The organism is Burkholderia sp. AU38729 (genome assembly GCF_020419725.1).
GTDB lineage: Bacteria > Pseudomonadota > Gammaproteobacteria > Burkholderiales > Burkholderiaceae > Burkholderia.
This window is the reverse complement of record NZ_JAIZQO010000013.1, coordinates 151,791-168,145: the sequence shown is the minus strand read 5'-3', so window position 1 is coordinate 168,145 and position 16,355 is coordinate 151,791. Positions and strand designations below refer to the sequence as shown.

Sequence of the window (16,355 nt, the reverse complement as noted above, 5' to 3'; positions counted from 1 at the left end):
GCCCGACCCGCGGTCAGGCCGTCATTGCACCATGTTGTTCAGTTCGATGATCGGCAGCATCACGGCCAGCACGATCACGAGCACGATGCCCCCCATCGCCAGGATCAACAGCGGCTCGAGCAGGCTCGTCAGGAACATCGTGCGACGCTCGAGCTCGCGCGCTTCGCCTTCGGCCGCGCGATCCAGCATCGTCGTCACGTCACCCGTCGCTTCACCGGAACGGATCAGGTGCACGAGCACTGGCGGAAACGTCTTCACGTTGTTCAGCGCGCGCGACAGCGCGGAGCCTTCGCGCACGCGCACGATCGCGTCGTCGATGTTCGCGCGCATCGCGCGGTTCGACAGCGTCTCGCCGGCCGCCTGCAACGCGCGCAGGATCGGCACGCCCGCCGCGGTGAGAATGCCGAGCGTGCTCGCGAAGCGCACCGTGTTGTAGCCGCGCACGAGCTTGCCCGCGAGCGGTGCGGTGAGCACCCAGCGGTCGAACGCGAGGCGCGGCCCGTCGCGCGACAGTGTCGACTTCACGAACCACACGATCAGCACGACCGCGATCAGGATCGCCCACCACCAGTGCCGCACGAAATCCGACAGTGCCATCATCACGATCGTCAGCACGGGCAGCTGCTGCTTCGTGCTCGCGAACACGTTGACGACCTGCGGCACGACGTAGCTCAGCAGGAACGTGACGATGCCGAATGCGATCAGCGTGACGATCCCCGGATACGTGAACGCCAGCAGGATCTTCTGCTTCAGCGCGTTGCTCTGCTCGATGTAGTCGGCCAGGCGCGACAGTACGATGCCGAGCTTGCCGGTGTGCTCGCCCGCGGCGACGAGCGCACGATAGATTTCCGGAAAGTCGCGCGGATGCTGGCCCAGCGCATTCGCGAGCGAATGGCCGCCGAGCACTTCGGCGCGGATCGCGGCCATCAGTTCGCGGATGTAGTCGCGCTCGGCCTGCTCGGTCAGCACGCCGAGCGCCTCGTCGAGCGGCAGCCCGGCGATCAGCAGGCTCGCGAGCTGGCGCGTGAGGATCGCCTGTTCGCGCTGCGACAGCTTGCGGCCGAACGCGAGCCGCTGCGACCGCGCCCCGCGCGTCGCGCTGGCGGCCGGCTCGACGACGAGCGGCGTGAGCCCCTGCGTACGCAGCTGCCCGCGCGCGGCGCGTGCGCTGTCGGCATCGATGACGCCTTTCTGCGCGCGTCCCGCCGAATCGATTGCTTCGAAACGGAATGCCGGCATCGCGCTATGCGCCTCCCGTCACGCGCAGCACTTCCTCGAGCGACGTCGCGCCCGACGCGAGCCAGCGCTCGGCGTCGTCGCGCAGCGTGCGCATCCCTTCCGCGCGGCCCGCGGCGAGGATCTCCGCATCGGCCGCGTTGCGGTGGATCAGCGAGCGGATCGACTCGTCGACCAGCAGCAGTTCGTATACCCCGCGCCGGCCCGAATACCCCGAATGCCCGCACTTGTCGCAGCCGACCGGATGCCACACGGTGCGGCCTTCTTCCTGGCGCTCTTCCTTGCAGACGGGGCAGAGCTGCCGCACCAGCCGCTGCGCGAGCACGCCGAGCAGCGACGACGCGAGCAGGTAGGGCTCGACGCCCATGTCGGTCAGACGCGTGACGGCCGAGGCCGCATCGTTCGTGTGCAGCGTCGCGAGCACGAGGTGGCCCGTCAGCGACGCCTGCACCGCGATCTGCGCGGTTTCGAGGTCGCGGATTTCGCCGATCATGATCACGTCCGGATCCTGGCGCAGGATCGAGCGCAGCGCACGGGCAAAGGTCATCCCGATCCGCTCGTTCACCTGCGTCTGGCCGATGCCGCCGAGGTCGTATTCGATCGGGTCCTCGACGGTCATGATGTTCGTCGTCGCGGTTTCGAGCCGCGACATCGACGCATACAGCGTGGTCGTCTTGCCCGAACCCGTCGGGCCCGTGACGAGCACGATGCCGTGCGGGCGCGCGATCAGCTTGTCGAACTGCACGAGCGTGTCGCGGCCCATCCCGAGCGCCTCGAGGTTCAGCCGCTGCGCATCCTTTTCCAGCAGACGCAGCACCGCGCGCTCGCCGTGCCCGGTCGGCAGCGTCGATACCCGCACGTCGACCGGCCGCCCGCCGACGCGCAGCGTGATGCGGCCGTCCTGCGGCAGGCGCTTCTCGGCGATATCGAGCTGCGCCATGATCTTGATCCGCGAGATCAGCGCGCCGTGCAGCGCCTTCTTCGGCCGCACGACGTCGCGCAGCGTGCCGTCGACGCGAAAGCGCACGACCGACGCGTTCTCGAACGGCTCGATGTGGATGTCCGACGCCTGTTCGCGTGCCGCTTGCGTGAGCAGCGCGTTGATCATCCGGATGATCGGCGCATCGTCTTCCGATTCGAGCAGATCCTCGACTTCGGGGATGTCCTGCATCAGCCGCGACAGGTCGACTTCGCCCTCGACTTCGCCGACCACCTGCGCGGCGCTGCCGTCCTGGCGTGCGTACGCATGGTTGATCGCCTGCGCGAGCTCGTCGGCCGGCACGCGATGCACGGCGATCGAGCCGAAGTTGCGCGCGATTTCCGCGAGCGCGGCGTCACTCGTACGTTCGCTGATCCACACCTCGAGCGTGTCGTCGAGCTGATGCGCGATCAGCACCTGGCCGCTCTTCGCGAAGCCGTACGGCAACAGTCGCGCGGCGAGCGGCGACGGCGGCTGCCGTTCGCCCGGCGCGCCGTCGTGGGTGGAAGAGGCGTGCACGTCGCTCACTGCGACGCTCCCGGCGTGGCCGTCAACGGCTGTTGCGGCACGCTCTGCGGCTGCGCGGGCGTCGCTTCCGGCAACGGCTGGGCCGGCACCGGCGCCACCTGGCGCTGCAGCTGCTGGCGACGCATCTTGTCGAGATCGAACAGGTTGCCCGCGGCCGTGCCGCCCTGGCTCGGGCCGATCGGCATCGGCGGGACGACCGGATCGTCCTTGTCGCGGATCACGTTGTTGTCCGACTTGTACGCCCCCGTCACGCCCTGGATGTAGTCGTAGCGGTTGGACGTGACTTCCTGCGCGGTACTGCGATCGGAGATGATCACCGGGCGCAGGAACACCATCAGGTTGGTTTTCGCGCGCACCTTCGATTCGGAACGGAACAGCTGGCCGATCCACGGGATGTCGCCGAGCAGCGGCACCTTGCTGTTCGACACCTGGTAGTTGTCCTGCATCAGGCCGCCGAGCACGATGATCTCGCCGTTGTCCGCCAGGATCGTCGACTGGATCGAGCGCTTCGTGAAGGTCGGGCCGGTCTGCGCGCTCGTGGTCCCCGCGACGACCGCCGAATCCTCGGTGTAGAGCTGCAGCTTGAGGATCCCGCCGTCGGTGATCTGCGGCTTCACGTGCAGGGTCAGGCCGACGTCGCGGCGATCGTAGGTATTGAACGCGTTGTTCGTATTGCCGCTCGTCAGGTTCGAATACGAACCGGTCGCGATCGGCACGTTCTGGCCGACGACGATCTTCGCTTCCTCGTTGTCGAGCGTGATCAGGTTCGGTGTCGACAGCACGTTCGCGTCGCTTACGCCCGCGAAATACTGCAGCAGTGCACCGAGCCCCTGCACGCCGAACATGTTGTGCAGCCAGCCGATGTTGAGCCCCTGGCTCAGCGCCCCGAGATTGTTGGCCAGCCCGCCACCGGTGATGCCGCCGGCGGCGTTGGTCACGCCGCCCGCCGTCAGGTTGATGATGCTGTTGCCCAGGCCCAGCCCGGGGTTCAGGTTCGTGCCGCCGAGAAACTGGCCGCTCGCCACCTGCCACTGGATGCCGAGGTTGCCCTGCGTCGTCGAGTTCAGCTCGACGATCAGCGCCTCGATATAGACCTGCGCGCGCCGCGCGTCGAGCTGGTCGATCACCGAGCGCAGGTTCCGGTAAACCGGATCCGACGCGGTGATGATCAGCGAGTTGGTTGCCGCATCGGCCTGGATCATCCCGCCGGGCTGGTTGTCGTCGCCCTTGTCCTTGTCGCCGCCGAGCAGGCCGCCACTGCCGAGCCCGCCGCTGCTGGACGTGCCGCCGTACGATGACGACGAAGACGAGCCGCCGAGGCCGCCCGACGGCAGCGGCGGGGTGCCGGAGGTACCGGTCGAGAAGTTGCCGCTCGATGACGAGCCGCCGTTCTGGTTGAAGCTGTTCGCATCGTTGGACGACGCCGACGAACCGCTGTCGCTGCCGCTGCCCTTGCCGAGCATCCCGCGCAGCGTCTTCGCGAGCTTCACCGCATCGGCGTTGCGCAGCGGCACGACGTGCATGTTGCCGGGCACCGCGCTCGGCGCATCGAGCTGCTGCACGAGACGCTTCGCGGCCGCGAGGCGCGACGCGCTCGACGCGCGTAGCAGCAGCGAGTTGGTGCGCGGGTCGGCCGTGACCGACACCTTCAGCGTCGCGTCGCTGTTGCCGATCGCGCCGGGGTCAAGCATTTTCTGCAACTGCTGGGCGAGGTCGATCGCGTTCGCGTTGCGCAGCGCAACGACCTGCACCTGCGCGCCCGCGGCGCTGTCCACGCCGGCGATGATCTGCGCGATGCGCCGCACGTTGTCCGCGTAGTCGGTCACGACGATCGTGTTGTTCGCCGGGTAGGCGGTGACCGTGTTGTTCGGCGAGATCAGCGGCCGCAGCACGGGCAGCAGGTTGTTCGCCGATTCGTTGTGCAGCTCGAACACCTGCGTGATCACCTGGTCGCCGCGCGCCTGCGGCGCATTGCCGACGTAGGTCGGCACGCCCTGCAGTTTCGCGTCGGCCTCGGGCACGACCTTCAGCACGCCGTGATCCTGCACGAGTGCGAAGCCCTGCATGCGCAGCGCCGACTGCAGCGTCTTCAGCGCCTGGTCTTCCGGCACCGGCCGTTCGGCCACGAGGTTGAGCTGCCCCTTCACACGAGGGTCGACGATGATGGTCTTGCCGGTTGCGGCGCCGATCGCCTTGGCGACCTGGTCGATATCCGCATTCACGAAATTGAGCGTGACCTGAGCGTAGGCGGCCTGCGAGACGATGATGCCGGCGACGATCAGGGTCGTGGCGACACGCCGCATAACGAAGCGATTTCTTGTCATGGATGAATGGGTCGATGCCGGCTCAGGCCACTTCCGGCGGTAGTGCTGGGATCCAAGTCCGAAAGAGGCGACATTAGCAGTTTTTCATGTCCGAAATATCACATTGATCCGAGGACTGTCTCACATACGACATGTATCCGGCGAACCGTATGCAATCTGTAAGATTCGGCATTATTCTCGGCATGCGGCCATCGCTCCCGTTTCACGATGAACCGACACGGAAATGCGGTATAACCGGGCGGCCGTACTCCTGTATGTCGCAAGCTAACGGACTGTCGGTATGATACGGGCGGCACGATTCTCGTCGCACGAATAACAGGCACGGGTTTTCCCGACCCTCACGCATTTTCTTGTCGATTTCGCACCATGAACAGACGGTTCGTTTCGATCGTGTTGATCGCCGCCGGCGGGTATTTCGCCAGCGCGAACGCTCGCGCGGACTGTTTCGACGAGGCCGCTAAATATCAGCAGGTCAATCCGCTGATCCTGCGCGCGATCGCATGGCAGGAATCGCGCAACCGGCCCGGCGCGCTGAACAAGAACACGAACGGCTCGGTCGACTACGGCCTGATGCAGATCAATTCGATCCACCTGCCCACGCTGTCGCGCTATGGAATCGGCCGCGACACGCTGATGGAGCCGTGCAAGAACGTCTATATCGCCGCGTGGCATCTCAAGCAGAAGATGAACCGTTACGGCAACACGTGGCAGGCGGTCGGCGCCTATCATTCGGAAACCCCGTCGCTGCGCGACAAGTATGCACGGCAGATCGCCGGCATCCTGACGCAGTGGAAGCTGCTGCCGCCCGTGCAGTGACGCCGCGCCGCAGCGCGGCCTGATGCCGTACCGGCCGGCCGGCGCGCGTTTGATGCACAATGCGGATCTCACGCCGCAATTTCGCCCGTCCGCGGGACGATCGCGCCCCGGAAGGGCGTCGCGGCCGCTTTTTCAATTTTTCCGTTGGTGCATATCGCTATGAATCCGGCAATGAACCAGCCGTTGCCCGTCACCGTGCTGTCCGGCTTCCTCGGCGCCGGCAAGACCACGCTGCTCAATCACGTCCTCGCGAACCGCGCGGGCCTGAAAGTCGCCGTGATCGTCAACGATCTCGCGGCGGTCAACATCGATGCGTCGCTCGTGCGCGACGCGCAGGCACTGTCTCACGTCGAGGAACGCCTCGTCGAGATGTCGAACGGGTGCATCTGCTGCACGCTGCGCGACGACCTGCTCGTCGAGATCCGCACGCTCGCATCGGAAGGCCGCTTCGACGCGATCATGATCGAATCGACCGGCATCGCGGAGCCGATGCCGATCGCCGAAACCTTCACGTTCGTCGACGATGACGGCACGTCGCTGTCGACCATCGCGCGGCTCGACACGCTCGTCACCGTGGTCGACGCGTACAACTTCCTGCGCGACTACGGCTCGGACGATGCGCTCGCGACGCGCGGCATCGCCGCATCGGAAGAGGACGACCGCACGCTCGTCGAGCTGCTGATCGAGCAGATCGAATTCTGCGACGTGCTGGTGATCAACAAGGCCGACCTCGTCGCCGCGGACGACCTTGCCCGCCTGCAGCACATCCTCGCGCGACTCAATCCGCGCGCGCACCAGGTCGTGTCGACGTTCGGCAACGTGCCGCTCGACGAAGTGCTGAACACGGGCCGCTTCGATTTCGACGAGGCCGCGAACGCTCCGGGCTGGCTCGCGTCGCTCGATCACGATCACACGCATTGCGACGACCCCGACTGCCATGACGAACATCATGCGCACGTGCACGGCGAAGCCGACGAATTCGGGATCGGCAATTTTGTCTATCGCGCGCGCCGGCCGTTTCATCCGGCGCGACTCTGGGCGCTGCTGCATCAGGAGTGGCCGGGCGTGCTGCGCAGCAAGGGCTTCTTCTGGCTCGCGACGCGCAACGACATCGCGGGTTCGCTGTCGCAGGCGGGCGGCGTATGCCGGCATGGCCCGGCGGGGCTTTGGTGGGCGGCGCAGGATCGCGCCGAATGGCCGGACGACGACGAGCTGCTCGGTGAAATCCGCGCCGAATGGCACGGCGACATCGACGATCGCACAGTGGGCGATCGCCGGCAGGAACTCGTGCTGATCGGTATCGCGCTCGACGCGGATGCATGGCGCGAGAAGCTCGATGCGTGCCTGCTGACCGATGCGGAATTCGCGCTCGGCGCGGCCGGATGGCACGCGTTCGACGATCCGTTCCCGGCGTGGGATGTCGATTCGCACGACGACGACGATCACGGCGACACGCAGATCGTGCACGCGTAACGCGTTGTAAAAACAACCGTTAAATCTTGCAAGAGGGGCGCGGACTGTGGCGAAAATGCTGCGCGCGCCCAACAAAAAACCCGCCGAAAGGCGGGTTTTTCTTGGAACAGGCGCTGGTTTAACGCTTGTTGACGGCGTCCTTGAACGCCTTGCCAGCCGTGAACTTGACCGTCTTGGCTGCCGGGATCTTGATGGTTTCGCCGGTCTTCGGGTTGCGGCCCGTACGTGCTGCGCGCTTGCCCGAACCGAAGCTGCCGAAGCCGATCAGCTGAACCGCATCACCCTTCGACACGGCCTTCTTGATGACTTCGAGCAGCGTGTCCAGCGTTTCGCCGGTTTGAGCCTTGCTGGCGCCCGTTTGGGCGGCGACGGCGTCGATCAGTTCCTGTTTGTTCATTAAGGTTCCTTTATCAGGTTAGGTTGACACGAACAGCGCGAACGCGCCGATTATACGTGCGCGAACCGTGCCGTCGAGAGTCAGACTCCGACGACACAGCGCCGAATCCTGGCCCGCGCGACGCGCCCTCCGGTGAGCCGGTGGCCACCCCGCGGTACGGCGTTGCTATGATAGCGCAGCGCAAACCCAATAACGACAAGGGTTTCAAAGATTTTCATCGGTATTTCGCCGAATGAATCATCGACTGCCCGTTTTTTGACCAGCGCCAACCGGACAGGATACGCAGCGCGGTCCGCCCGTGCGCCGCGCCGTTGGCTTTTTCCAACGACCGGTCGGACGGCCCCGCGCAATCCCTTGCCAGGCTTGGCTGCCACGTTTTTTGTTTCGCATGACCGACCGACTTGTTCCCGCCACGCTCGCGCGCCGCGACGACCGCACGCTCGTCTCGCCCGAGTTCGGCGAGCTCCATCGCGGCGCGTCCGGCGCGCTCGCGCATCGCGTGTTCGTCGCGGGCAACGGGCTGCCGGCGCGCTGGCAGGGCCGCCGCACGTTCACGATCGTGGCGACCGGATTCGGCGCGGGCGGCAGTTTCCTTGCGGCCTGGGCCGCCTGGCGCGACGATCCCGCGCGCTGCGAGCGGCTGCATTTCGTCGCAGTCGAACCGCATCCGTTCTCGCGCGACGACCTGCGCCGCGCCGCTTCGCATATCGTTGCGGACACAACCATATCGGCGGATGTCGATGCCCTTGCCGACGCGTGGCCGATGCGCGTGCCGGGCCTTCATCGGCTCGAATTCGACGAAGGGCGCGTGGTGCTCACGCTGGCGTTCGGCGATGCGATCGACATGCTGGGGAAGATCGTCGCGCGCGCCGATGCGTTCTGTCTCGACGGCCTCGCATCATCGAACGACACGGATCTCCCATCGGCCGACGTGGTCCGCGTGCTCTCGAAAATCGCCGGCGAACACGCCACCTTTGCAGCGCATGCGAGTTCGGACGCGTTGAAACACGCGCTCGACAAATCGGGTTTCACGTATCGCGAAGTCGACGATCTGCTCGTCGGCGAATATGCGCCGCGCTGGCGCGCGCGCCGGCACGAGCCGCCGCTCGCACTGCCCGTTGCGACGCGCCGTGCGATCGTGATCGGCGCGGGGCTGGCGGGCTGCGCGGTCGTCGAACGCCTGGCCGCGCGCGGCTGGGAAGTCACGCTGATCGAGCGACATGACCGGATCGCGAGCGACGCGTCGGGCAATCCGGCCGGTGTATTCCATCCGCTGATGACACGCGACGACAACGTCGCGAGCCGGCTCACGCGCGGCGGCTTCCTGCACGCGATCGCACGCTGGCAGGCGCTCGAACGCGCAGGCCACGCATTCGCGCGCAGCACGCACGGGATGATCCATCTCGCCGAATCGGCCGGCGACTTCGAGCGGATGCGCGAGGCATTCGATGCGTTCGGTGCGCCGTCCGACTATGTCTCGCTGCTCGACGTCGAGGCCGCGCGCGCGCATCTGAACCTGCCGGTCGCGCAGGGCGGCCTGCTGTTTCCGCACGGCGGCGCCGTCTGGCCGGCCGGCCTGTGCGCGGCCCAATATGCGGCGGCCGGCGAGCGCGTGCGCTTGCTCGCGTCCACCCGCGTTGCCAAGCTCGAACGGCGGGGCGACGCATGGCATGCACTCGACGATGCGGGCGGCACGCTGGCTGAAGCGCCCGTCGTCGTGCTCGCGAATGCCGGCGACGCCGCGCGTCTCGCCGGGCTGCACCATGTCGCGTTGCAGCCGGTGCGCGGCCAGCTCACGTTGCTGCCGGCCGGCAGCACGGCATCGCTGCCGTGTCCGACGATCGGCGACGGTTACGCGGTGCCGCTCGACGACGGCACGCTGCTGATCGGCGCCACGTTCGAACCCGACGACGTCGATCCCGCGATGCGTGCGGCCGGCCACCTCGAAAACATCGAGCGCGTACGGCATCTGCTACCGGGCCTGATCGGCGACCTGCCGGATCCCGACACACTGCGCGGCCGCGTTGCGTTCCGCTGGGTCGTCGGCGACCGCCTGCCGCTGCTCGGCCCGCTCGCGGACGAAGCAGGCGCCATCGCCAATGCCCGCGCGCTGAGCGGTGCGCAGGCGCGCGACCTGCCGCGCATGCCCGGACTCTACGGCGCATTCGGCTTCGGCTCGCGCGGCCTCGTATGGGCGGCGCTCGGCGCGGAACTGATCGCCTCGCAACTCGAAGGCGAGCCTTGGCCGCTCGAACGCGAACTTGCCGATGCCGTCGACCCCGCACGCTTCCTGATCCGCGCATTGCGCGCGCGCCGCGTCGGCCAGGCCGGCTGACCGCTCAGCCGAGTCGCTCACAGTTTCCGGACTTTTTCGCGCAAGGTTATCCACTCGACGCTGTGGATAACCGCGCGAAATCCGCGCGCACTTCGTGTGCAATCACAGTGGACGTAAACTGGGCAACTCGGCACAGCTGTGAGGCGGCCCAAAAGTTGCTCAACTCAAACCTCTGTGCACGAACAGCCTGTGCAACGGGTTATGGGTTCTGCAACGCCTTGATCTGTCGACGTAAACCGAAGTTATCCACAGAACTGTGCGCCCTTTGTTAACTTCTACTACGTATATATACAAGTAAACCTTTGAAACCAAAGACCTGTGGTGCCGCACAGCGCCGCGAGTCGATTCAATGGGTTCCAGACCGAAAAAGCTGTGGCACAATCGGTTTCCTTCGCGTTCATCCGGCCAGGCGCCGGACATGCTTCAATGGAACGGTCGGCACGATTTCGAATCTGAATCTTCGAGACTGCGCAGTCCGTTCACACACCAGGCCGACAATCCAGATCGGCAACCTGAACGACTTTCCGCCCTGTGGTGGAAAAGGCGGATCCCATGTCCCGCCGTCGTCGACACAACAATCACATTCGGGGCGATACCCAGCCGGCGCGCATCCATTTCTGACGCTTGACCCCGCGTCGCTGGCGGTCGCTTCCAAAGGAGAAGTCACCACGATGAAGTCGGCGTTCTCATTCCTGCCCAACTGGCCGCTCACGCCGGATGCCGTGTTCTGGGCCGGGCTCGCGTTGTTCGCGGCCGGCCTGTGTGGCGAGCTTTGCTATCGCGCATGGCGTCTGCCCCGCATCACCGGCTATGCGGTAATCGGTCTCATCGCCGGGTCGTTCGGCTTCGGCGTGATCGATGCAAGCACCGACGAAACATCCCGGTTGCTGATCGACGTCGCGCTCGGCCTCTTGCTGTTCGAGCTCGGCAGCCGTCTCGACCTGCGCTGGATCCGGCGCAATCCGTGGCTCGTCGCGTCGAGCCTCGCCGAAGCCACGCTGACGTTCGTGCTGGTGCTGTTCGTGATGCTCGCGCTCGGGGTGTCGGGGATGGTCGCGTTGGTGCTGTCGGCGATCGCGATCGCGACGTCGCCATCGATGGTGATCCAGCTGAAGACCGAACTGCGCGCGGAAGGCCAGGTGTCGCAACGCCTCATCACGCTCACCGCGCTCAACAGCGTCTATGCGATCGTGCTGACCAAGCTCGTGACGAGCTGGCTCCACCAGGAAGCGTACGGCAACGTGTTCGCGACGATCCTGCAGCCGCTCTACCTGCTCGCGGGGTCGTTCATCGTCGCGTATGTCGTCGCGCGTTCGTGCAACTACCTGTTCCGCCACATGACCGCGACGATGCGCGACGAGCATTCGTTCGTCGCGCTGTTCGGGCTCGTGATGCTCGCGATCGCCGTCGCCCAGGCGCTGAAGCTGTCGACGCTGCTCACGCTGCTGCTCGCGGGCATCATCGTGAAGAACCTCGAGGCGCGCCCGCAACTGTGGCCCGAGCACTTCGGCACGGCCGGCTGGCTGCTGACGGTGACGCTGTTCGTGCTCACGCTCACGTCGTTCACGTGGGGCGACATCGCGCTCGGCGGGCTGCTCGCGATCGTGCTGATCGTCACGCGGCTCGTCGCGAAGCTGGCCGGCGTCGTCGCGTTCGCGAAGCCGAGCGGCATCGGCATGAAGCAGGGCGTCGCGCTCGGCATCGCGCTCACGCCGATGTCCGCGCTGTCGTACCTGCTCGTCGACGACACGTACCAGCTCTATCCGAATTTCGACCCGCACCTGCGCGCGATCGTGATGTGCACGATCGTGATCCTGCAGCTCGTCAGCCCGTTCATCGTGTACCGCTGCCTGTCGGCGGTCGGTGAACGCAGCGACGGCAACTGATTCCGGAACCTGCCATGGCACTCGAAACCTTCGTCAATTCCGAGCCGTTTACGTTCGGCGTCGAACTGGAGATCCAGGTCGTCAACACGCACAACTACGACCTGACCAAAGCGGCCTCCGACCTGATGCGCCTGATCCAGGGCGAGACCTTCCCGGGCAACATCACGCCGGAAATCACCGAGAGCATGATCGAGCTGTCGACCGGCATCTGCCATTCGCACGAGCAGGCGGTGAGCGAGCTGCATGCGATCCGCGACGTGCTCGTGAAGGCGGCCGACCAGCTCAACGTCGGGCTGGCCGGCGGCGGCACGCATGCGTTCCAGCAATGGAGCGACCGGCAGATCTACGATGCGCCGCGCTTCCAGTACATCTCCGAGCTGTACGGCTATCTCGCCAAGCAGTTCACCGTGTTCGGCCAGCACGTGCACATCGGCTGCCCCGATCCCGACAGCGCGCTGTTCCTGCTGCACTCGATGTCGCGCTTCATTCCGCACTTCATCGCGCTGTCCGCGTCGTCGCCGTTCGTGCAGAACGTCGACACCGGCTTCCATTCGGCACGCCTGAATTCGGTGTTCGCGTTCCCGCTGTCGGGCCGCGCGCCGTTCGTGCTGACCTGGGACAGCTTCGAGGAGTACTTCACGAAGATGGTGAACACCGGCGTCGTCAACTCGATGAAGGACTTCTACTGGGACATCCGGCCGAAGCCCGGCTACGGGACGATCGAGGTGCGCGTGATGGACACGCCGCTGTCGGTCGACCGCGCGGCGGCGATCGCCTGCTACATCCAGACGCTCGCGCGCTACCTGCTGACCGACCGGCCGCTGAAGCTGTCCGAGGACGACTACCTCGTGTACACGTTCAACCGTTTCGAGGCGTGCCGCTTCGGGCTCGAGGGCACCTGCGTGAATCCTCAGACGGGTGAGCGCCGCACGATCGCCGAAGACATCCTCGACACGCTCGACCGGATCGCGCCGCATGCGGCCGCGCTCGGTTCGCGCGCGGCGCTCGACGAGATCGGCGCGCTCGCGAAGGCGCGCGTGAACGACGCATCGTGGTTGAGAACCGTTTTCAAACAGGAAAAATCGCTCAATGAGACGGTCCGCCAGCAGTGCTTACGTTGGCGCGAGTGAAAAAATGTTTTGCAGATTACGGGGTCGACCGAGTCGCGATTCACTGAACGGCCGGCGGCCCCGATTGCCGCCGAAATCGTTGCCGGTTGTCCTGAAAATCTGTGGATAACCTGATATTCCGCTGCAAAGTCAACGATCTGTTCACGGGATAACCCGGTGGATCATTGCGGTTGACCCGATGGCCGATCCGAACAGGAAAATGCCCCGGCGCACCGCTTGGCGGTCGTTCGACATTGCTGGCACAACGAAAAATCTTGGTTATCCAGTGATTTTCCACAGAATGAAGGGGATAACTTAGCTGTGCGATTTTCCGCTCTCGCTTAGAATGTCGGCTTTGCGGACACCGGAACGTCGAGTGTCTTACCGGTCGCCGCGAACGCGACCGCCGCGTGTGCCCTCGCGACGGCCGTGCTGACATACTCGCAAGAGCATGTCTGTTTTGAGATAGACATTCGATCTCCACACTACGGCCGCTCGGCAAACCGGGCGGCGGCAAAGCGAAAAGACTATGAGCGAAGGCGTTTACGGGAATCAGGCTTCGGGACGTGTGACCCACAGCCTGCTGCGGTTGAGTACGGCCATGCGAAGCCAGGCATGGGATTGGGCGGAAGGCGCAGGCCTCACGCCGACGCAGGGCGAGATTCTCGTGCTGCTGCTGCAGCGCAAGGGCCCAATGCGGCTCGGCGAGATCGCGCGCGAGACGCAGCTGACCGCGGCGACCACGAGCGATGCGGTGAGCACGCTCGAAACGAAGGGTCTCGTCGAGAAGCGCCGTGCGCTGGACGACGGCCGCGCACTGGCCGTGCGCCTGTCGGCCCGTGGCCGGACGGCCGCGAAGAAGGCGCTGCAATGGCCTGAATTCCTGACGAAAGCGGTCGGCAAGCTCGGCGCGGACGAGCAGGGCGCACTGTATCGCGCACTGCTGAAGACGCTGCGCGAACTGCAGGTGGCCGGTGCGACGCCGCCGCAGCGCATGTGCCTGACGTGCGCTCACTTCCAGCCGGGCAAGCCGTCGAAGAAGACCGTGCATCACTGCGCGGCGCTCGACATCTCGATGTCCGACAGCGATCTGCGTCTCGACTGCTCGGTGCAGGAAGAGGCCGACGCGGCAACGCAGAAGAAGACCTGGAAGATTTTCGCCGGCTGACGTCCGTCGATCGACCGGGAGGCCGATGATGAACGCTGAAGTCGTGGCGATCCGCCACGTGCATTTCGAGGATCTCGGGAGCTTCGAGCAGGTGCTCGGCGAACGGGGCCGGCGGGTGCGCTACGTCGACGTCGGGTCGTCGCGGGTCGAGGTGCTCGACGTGCTCGAGCCGTCGCTGCTCGTCGTGCTCGGCGGGCCGCTCAGCGTGTACGACGATGCGCAGTATCCGACGATCGCGCCGCTCGCGGCGCTCGTGCGCAAGCGCATCGATGCCGGGTTGCCGATCCTCGGGATCTGTCTCGGTTCGCAGTTCATCGCCCGGGCGCTCGGTGCGCGCGTCTATCCGGCAGCCCAGCACGAACTCGGCTGGACGCCGCTGACGCTCACCGATGCCGGTCGCGCGTCGCCGCTGCGCCATCTCGATGGCGCGGCGACGTCGATGCTGCACTGGCATGGCGACACGTTCGACTTGCCGGGCGGGGCGATTCATCTTGCCTCGACCCCGGCCTGCCGTCACCAGGCATTCGCATGGGGCCGGCACGTGCTGGCGCTGCAATGCCATCCGGAAATCCGCGCCGACCGTTTCGAACCGTGGCTGATCGCGAACGCCGGCGAAATCGCGGCGACGCCCGGTATCGACGCGCGCCAGTTGCGCGCCGATACCGCTCAACACGGCCCCGCGCTCGAGGCGGCCGCGCGACGCATGTTCGCGGAGTGGCTCGACAGCGTCGGACTATGACGCCGCCAGCGGCGCCGCCGCTTGCCGCGAAGAGGATGCCCGGCCCGCATGTGTTGCAGGCCGGCGCCTCGCCGTATGCGCCGCCTTTTCTCCATTGCCGGCAACCTGCCGCGCGCCGTACCTGACCATCCGCTTACTGTCGAACGCGCCGTCTGCACGCTTGCCGCCTGCGTGCTACGCTCGTTCGCTCTTTCCCTTCCTGGCGAGCGGCTTCCATGACTGCGCTGTTTTCCCCGTTCACGCTGCGCGGCGTGACCCTTCCGAACCGGATCGTGATCTCCCCGATGTGCCAGTATTCGGCCGAACGCGGTGAAGCGACCGACTGGCACATGATTCACCTCGGCCATCTCGCGCTGTCGGGCGCGGGGCTGCTCTGCATCGAGGCGACCGCGGTGGAACCCGACGGGCGCATCACGCATGGCGACCTCGGCCTCTGGGACGACGCGACCGAAGCCGCGTTGAAGCCCGTGCTGGCCGCGATCCGCAAGCATTCGCCGGTCCGTATCGCGATGCAGTTGTCGCATGCGGGGCGCAAGGCGTCGAGCAACGTGCCGTGGCAGGGCGGTCAGCTCGTGTCCGTCGCCGACGGCGGCTGGTTGCCGCATGCGCCGTCTGCCGTGCCGCACAAGGATGGCGAGACGCCGCCGCTCGCACTCGATGCCGCGGGCCTGAACCGGATCCGCGAAGCGTTCGCGGCGTCGGCGAAGCGGGCCGCACGGCTCGGCATCGACGCGATCGAGGTGCACGCGGCCCACGGCTACCTGCTGCACCAGTTCCTGTCGCCGCTCGCGAACCAGCGCACCGACGAATACGGCGGCTCGCTCGAAAACCGCATGCGCTTTCCGCTCGAGATCTTCGAGATCGTGCGCGCGGCGTTTCCGGAAGACCGGCCGGTCGGTGTGCGCGTGTCCGCGACCGACTGGGTCGAAGGCGGCTGGGAGCTCGACGATACGATCGCGTTCGCGCACGAACTGAAGCGCCGCGGCTGCGACTGGATCGACGTGTCGTCCGGCGGCGTGTCGCCGCTGCAGAAGATTCCGCTGTCGCCCGGCTACCAGGTGCCGTTCGCGCAGGCGGTGAAGCGCGCGGTCGGCATGCCGACGATCGCCGTCGGCCTGATCAACGAGCCCGCGCATGCGAACCGGCTCATCGAGGCCGGCGATGCCGATTTCGTCGCGATGGCGCGTGCGATGCTGTACGACCCGCGCTGGCCGTGGCATGCGGCGGCCGAGCTCGGCGCGCAGGTGACGGCGCCGCCGCAATACTGGCGCTCGCAGCCGCGCGAGCACAAGGCGTTGTTCGGCGACATCGCATTCGGCCAGCGTTGAGCGCCGCGCGCGCAATATTGCGTGTGATGTTGAACGA

At 66.1% G+C, this 16,355-nt stretch carries 12 protein-coding genes; 8 read left to right on the top strand and 4 right to left on the bottom strand.

What is annotated here, in order from left to right:
* Positions 1-21: 21 nt before the first annotated feature.
* Genes gspF through gspD form a run of 3 tightly spaced genes read right to left on the bottom strand, consistent with a single transcriptional unit; the run spans position 22 to position 5,067 of the window.
* On the bottom strand, positions 22-1,239 hold the full coding sequence (gene gspF, locus LGM56_RS30430) for a type II secretion system inner membrane protein GspF (RefSeq protein WP_039351519.1): 1,218 nt from the start codon (positions 1,237-1,239) through the stop codon (positions 22-24).
* 4 nt (positions 1,240-1,243) lie between these two features.
* A complete protein-coding gene (gene gspE, locus LGM56_RS30425) occupies positions 1,244-2,743 on the bottom strand; it encodes a type II secretion system ATPase GspE (protein ID WP_089438895.1) in 1,500 nt (499 codons plus the stop codon).
* Positions 2,740-5,067 carry a type II secretion system secretin GspD gene (gspD, locus tag LGM56_RS30420; protein WP_226207607.1) on the bottom strand — a complete coding sequence of 776 codons (2,328 nt, stop codon included), beginning with the start codon at positions 5,065-5,067 and terminating at the stop codon, positions 2,740-2,742. The genes gspE and gspD overlap by 4 nt, the downstream gene beginning before the upstream one ends.
* A gap of 366 nt (positions 5,068-5,433) precedes the next feature.
* Between gspD and LGM56_RS30415 the strand changes: the two genes are divergently transcribed.
* Complete coding sequence (locus LGM56_RS30415; RefSeq protein WP_069246751.1) at positions 5,434-5,883, top strand: lytic transglycosylase domain-containing protein; 450 nt, start codon at positions 5,434-5,436, stop codon at positions 5,881-5,883.
* Between the two features lie 159 nt (positions 5,884-6,042).
* On the top strand, positions 6,043-7,356 hold the full coding sequence (locus LGM56_RS30410) for a GTP-binding protein (RefSeq protein WP_089424129.1): 1,314 nt from the start codon (positions 6,043-6,045) through the stop codon (positions 7,354-7,356).
* 118 nt (positions 7,357-7,474) lie between these two features.
* On the opposite strand, the gene LGM56_RS30405 is transcribed toward LGM56_RS30410, so the two are convergent.
* Positions 7,475-7,753: an HU family DNA-binding protein gene (locus LGM56_RS30405; protein ID WP_006401505.1), complete on the bottom strand. Its 279-nt coding sequence runs from the start codon at positions 7,751-7,753 to the stop codon at positions 7,475-7,477.
* 388 nt (positions 7,754-8,141) lie between these two features.
* Between LGM56_RS30405 and mnmC the strand changes: the two genes are divergently transcribed.
* From mnmC to LGM56_RS30375, 6 genes are all read left to right on the top strand, one after another.
* Positions 8,142-10,088, top strand: coding sequence for a bifunctional tRNA (5-methylaminomethyl-2-thiouridine)(34)-methyltransferase MnmD/FAD-dependent 5-carboxymethylaminomethyl-2-thiouridine(34) oxidoreductase MnmC (gene mnmC, locus LGM56_RS30400; protein WP_226207606.1), 1,947 nt, complete (start codon positions 8,142-8,144; stop codon positions 10,086-10,088).
* 671 nt (positions 10,089-10,759) lie between these two features.
* Positions 10,760-11,974 (top strand): cation:proton antiporter, encoded by a 1,215-nt coding sequence (locus LGM56_RS30395; RefSeq protein ID WP_089424132.1) that lies wholly within the window; start codon positions 10,760-10,762, stop codon positions 11,972-11,974.
* 14 nt (positions 11,975-11,988) lie between these two features.
* Positions 11,989-13,104, top strand: a complete 1,116-nt coding sequence (locus LGM56_RS30390) for a YbdK family carboxylate-amine ligase (protein WP_006490006.1) — start codon at positions 11,989-11,991, stop codon at positions 13,102-13,104.
* 508 nt (positions 13,105-13,612) lie between these two features.
* A complete protein-coding gene (locus LGM56_RS30385; protein WP_226207605.1) occupies positions 13,613-14,251 on the top strand; it encodes a MarR family winged helix-turn-helix transcriptional regulator in 639 nt (212 codons plus the stop codon).
* A gap of 28 nt (positions 14,252-14,279) precedes the next feature.
* Positions 14,280-14,990, top strand: a complete 711-nt coding sequence (locus LGM56_RS30380; RefSeq protein ID WP_089493937.1) for a glutamine amidotransferase — start codon at positions 14,280-14,282, stop codon at positions 14,988-14,990.
* A 215-nt stretch (positions 14,991-15,205) separates the two neighbouring features.
* The gene (locus tag LGM56_RS30375; RefSeq protein ID WP_089493803.1) at positions 15,206-16,318 is read left to right on the top strand and encodes an NADH:flavin oxidoreductase/NADH oxidase; all 1,113 of its coding nucleotides are present in this window, start codon (positions 15,206-15,208) and stop codon (positions 16,316-16,318) included.
* The last annotated feature ends 37 nt before the right edge of the window (positions 16,319-16,355 follow it).

Bases quoted from the DNA above. Each gene is read 5' to 3' on its own strand.
- gspF (WP_039351519.1), bottom strand. From the start codon at position 1,239: ATGCCGGCATTCCGTTTCGAAGCAATCGATTCGGCGGGACGCGCGCAG.
- gspD (WP_226207607.1), bottom strand. From the start codon at position 5,067: ATGACAAGAAATCGCTTCGTTATGCGGCGTGTCGCCACGACCCTGATC.
- LGM56_RS30415 (WP_069246751.1), top strand. From the start codon at position 5,434: ATGAACAGACGGTTCGTTTCGATCGTGTTGATCGCCGCCGGCGGGTAT.
- LGM56_RS30410 (WP_089424129.1), top strand. From the start codon at position 6,043: ATGAATCCGGCAATGAACCAGCCGTTGCCCGTCACCGTGCTGTCCGGC.
- LGM56_RS30405 (WP_006401505.1), bottom strand. From the start codon at position 7,753: ATGAACAAACAGGAACTGATCGACGCCGTCGCCGCCCAAACGGGCGCC.
- mnmC (WP_226207606.1), top strand. From the start codon at position 8,142: ATGACCGACCGACTTGTTCCCGCCACGCTCGCGCGCCGCGACGACCGC.
- LGM56_RS30395 (WP_089424132.1), top strand. From the start codon at position 10,760: ATGAAGTCGGCGTTCTCATTCCTGCCCAACTGGCCGCTCACGCCGGAT.
- LGM56_RS30390 (WP_006490006.1), top strand. From the start codon at position 11,989: ATGGCACTCGAAACCTTCGTCAATTCCGAGCCGTTTACGTTCGGCGTC.
- LGM56_RS30385 (WP_226207605.1), top strand. From the start codon at position 13,613: ATGAGCGAAGGCGTTTACGGGAATCAGGCTTCGGGACGTGTGACCCAC.
- LGM56_RS30380 (WP_089493937.1), top strand. From the start codon at position 14,280: ATGAACGCTGAAGTCGTGGCGATCCGCCACGTGCATTTCGAGGATCTC.
- LGM56_RS30375 (WP_089493803.1), top strand. From the start codon at position 15,206: ATGACTGCGCTGTTTTCCCCGTTCACGCTGCGCGGCGTGACCCTTCCG.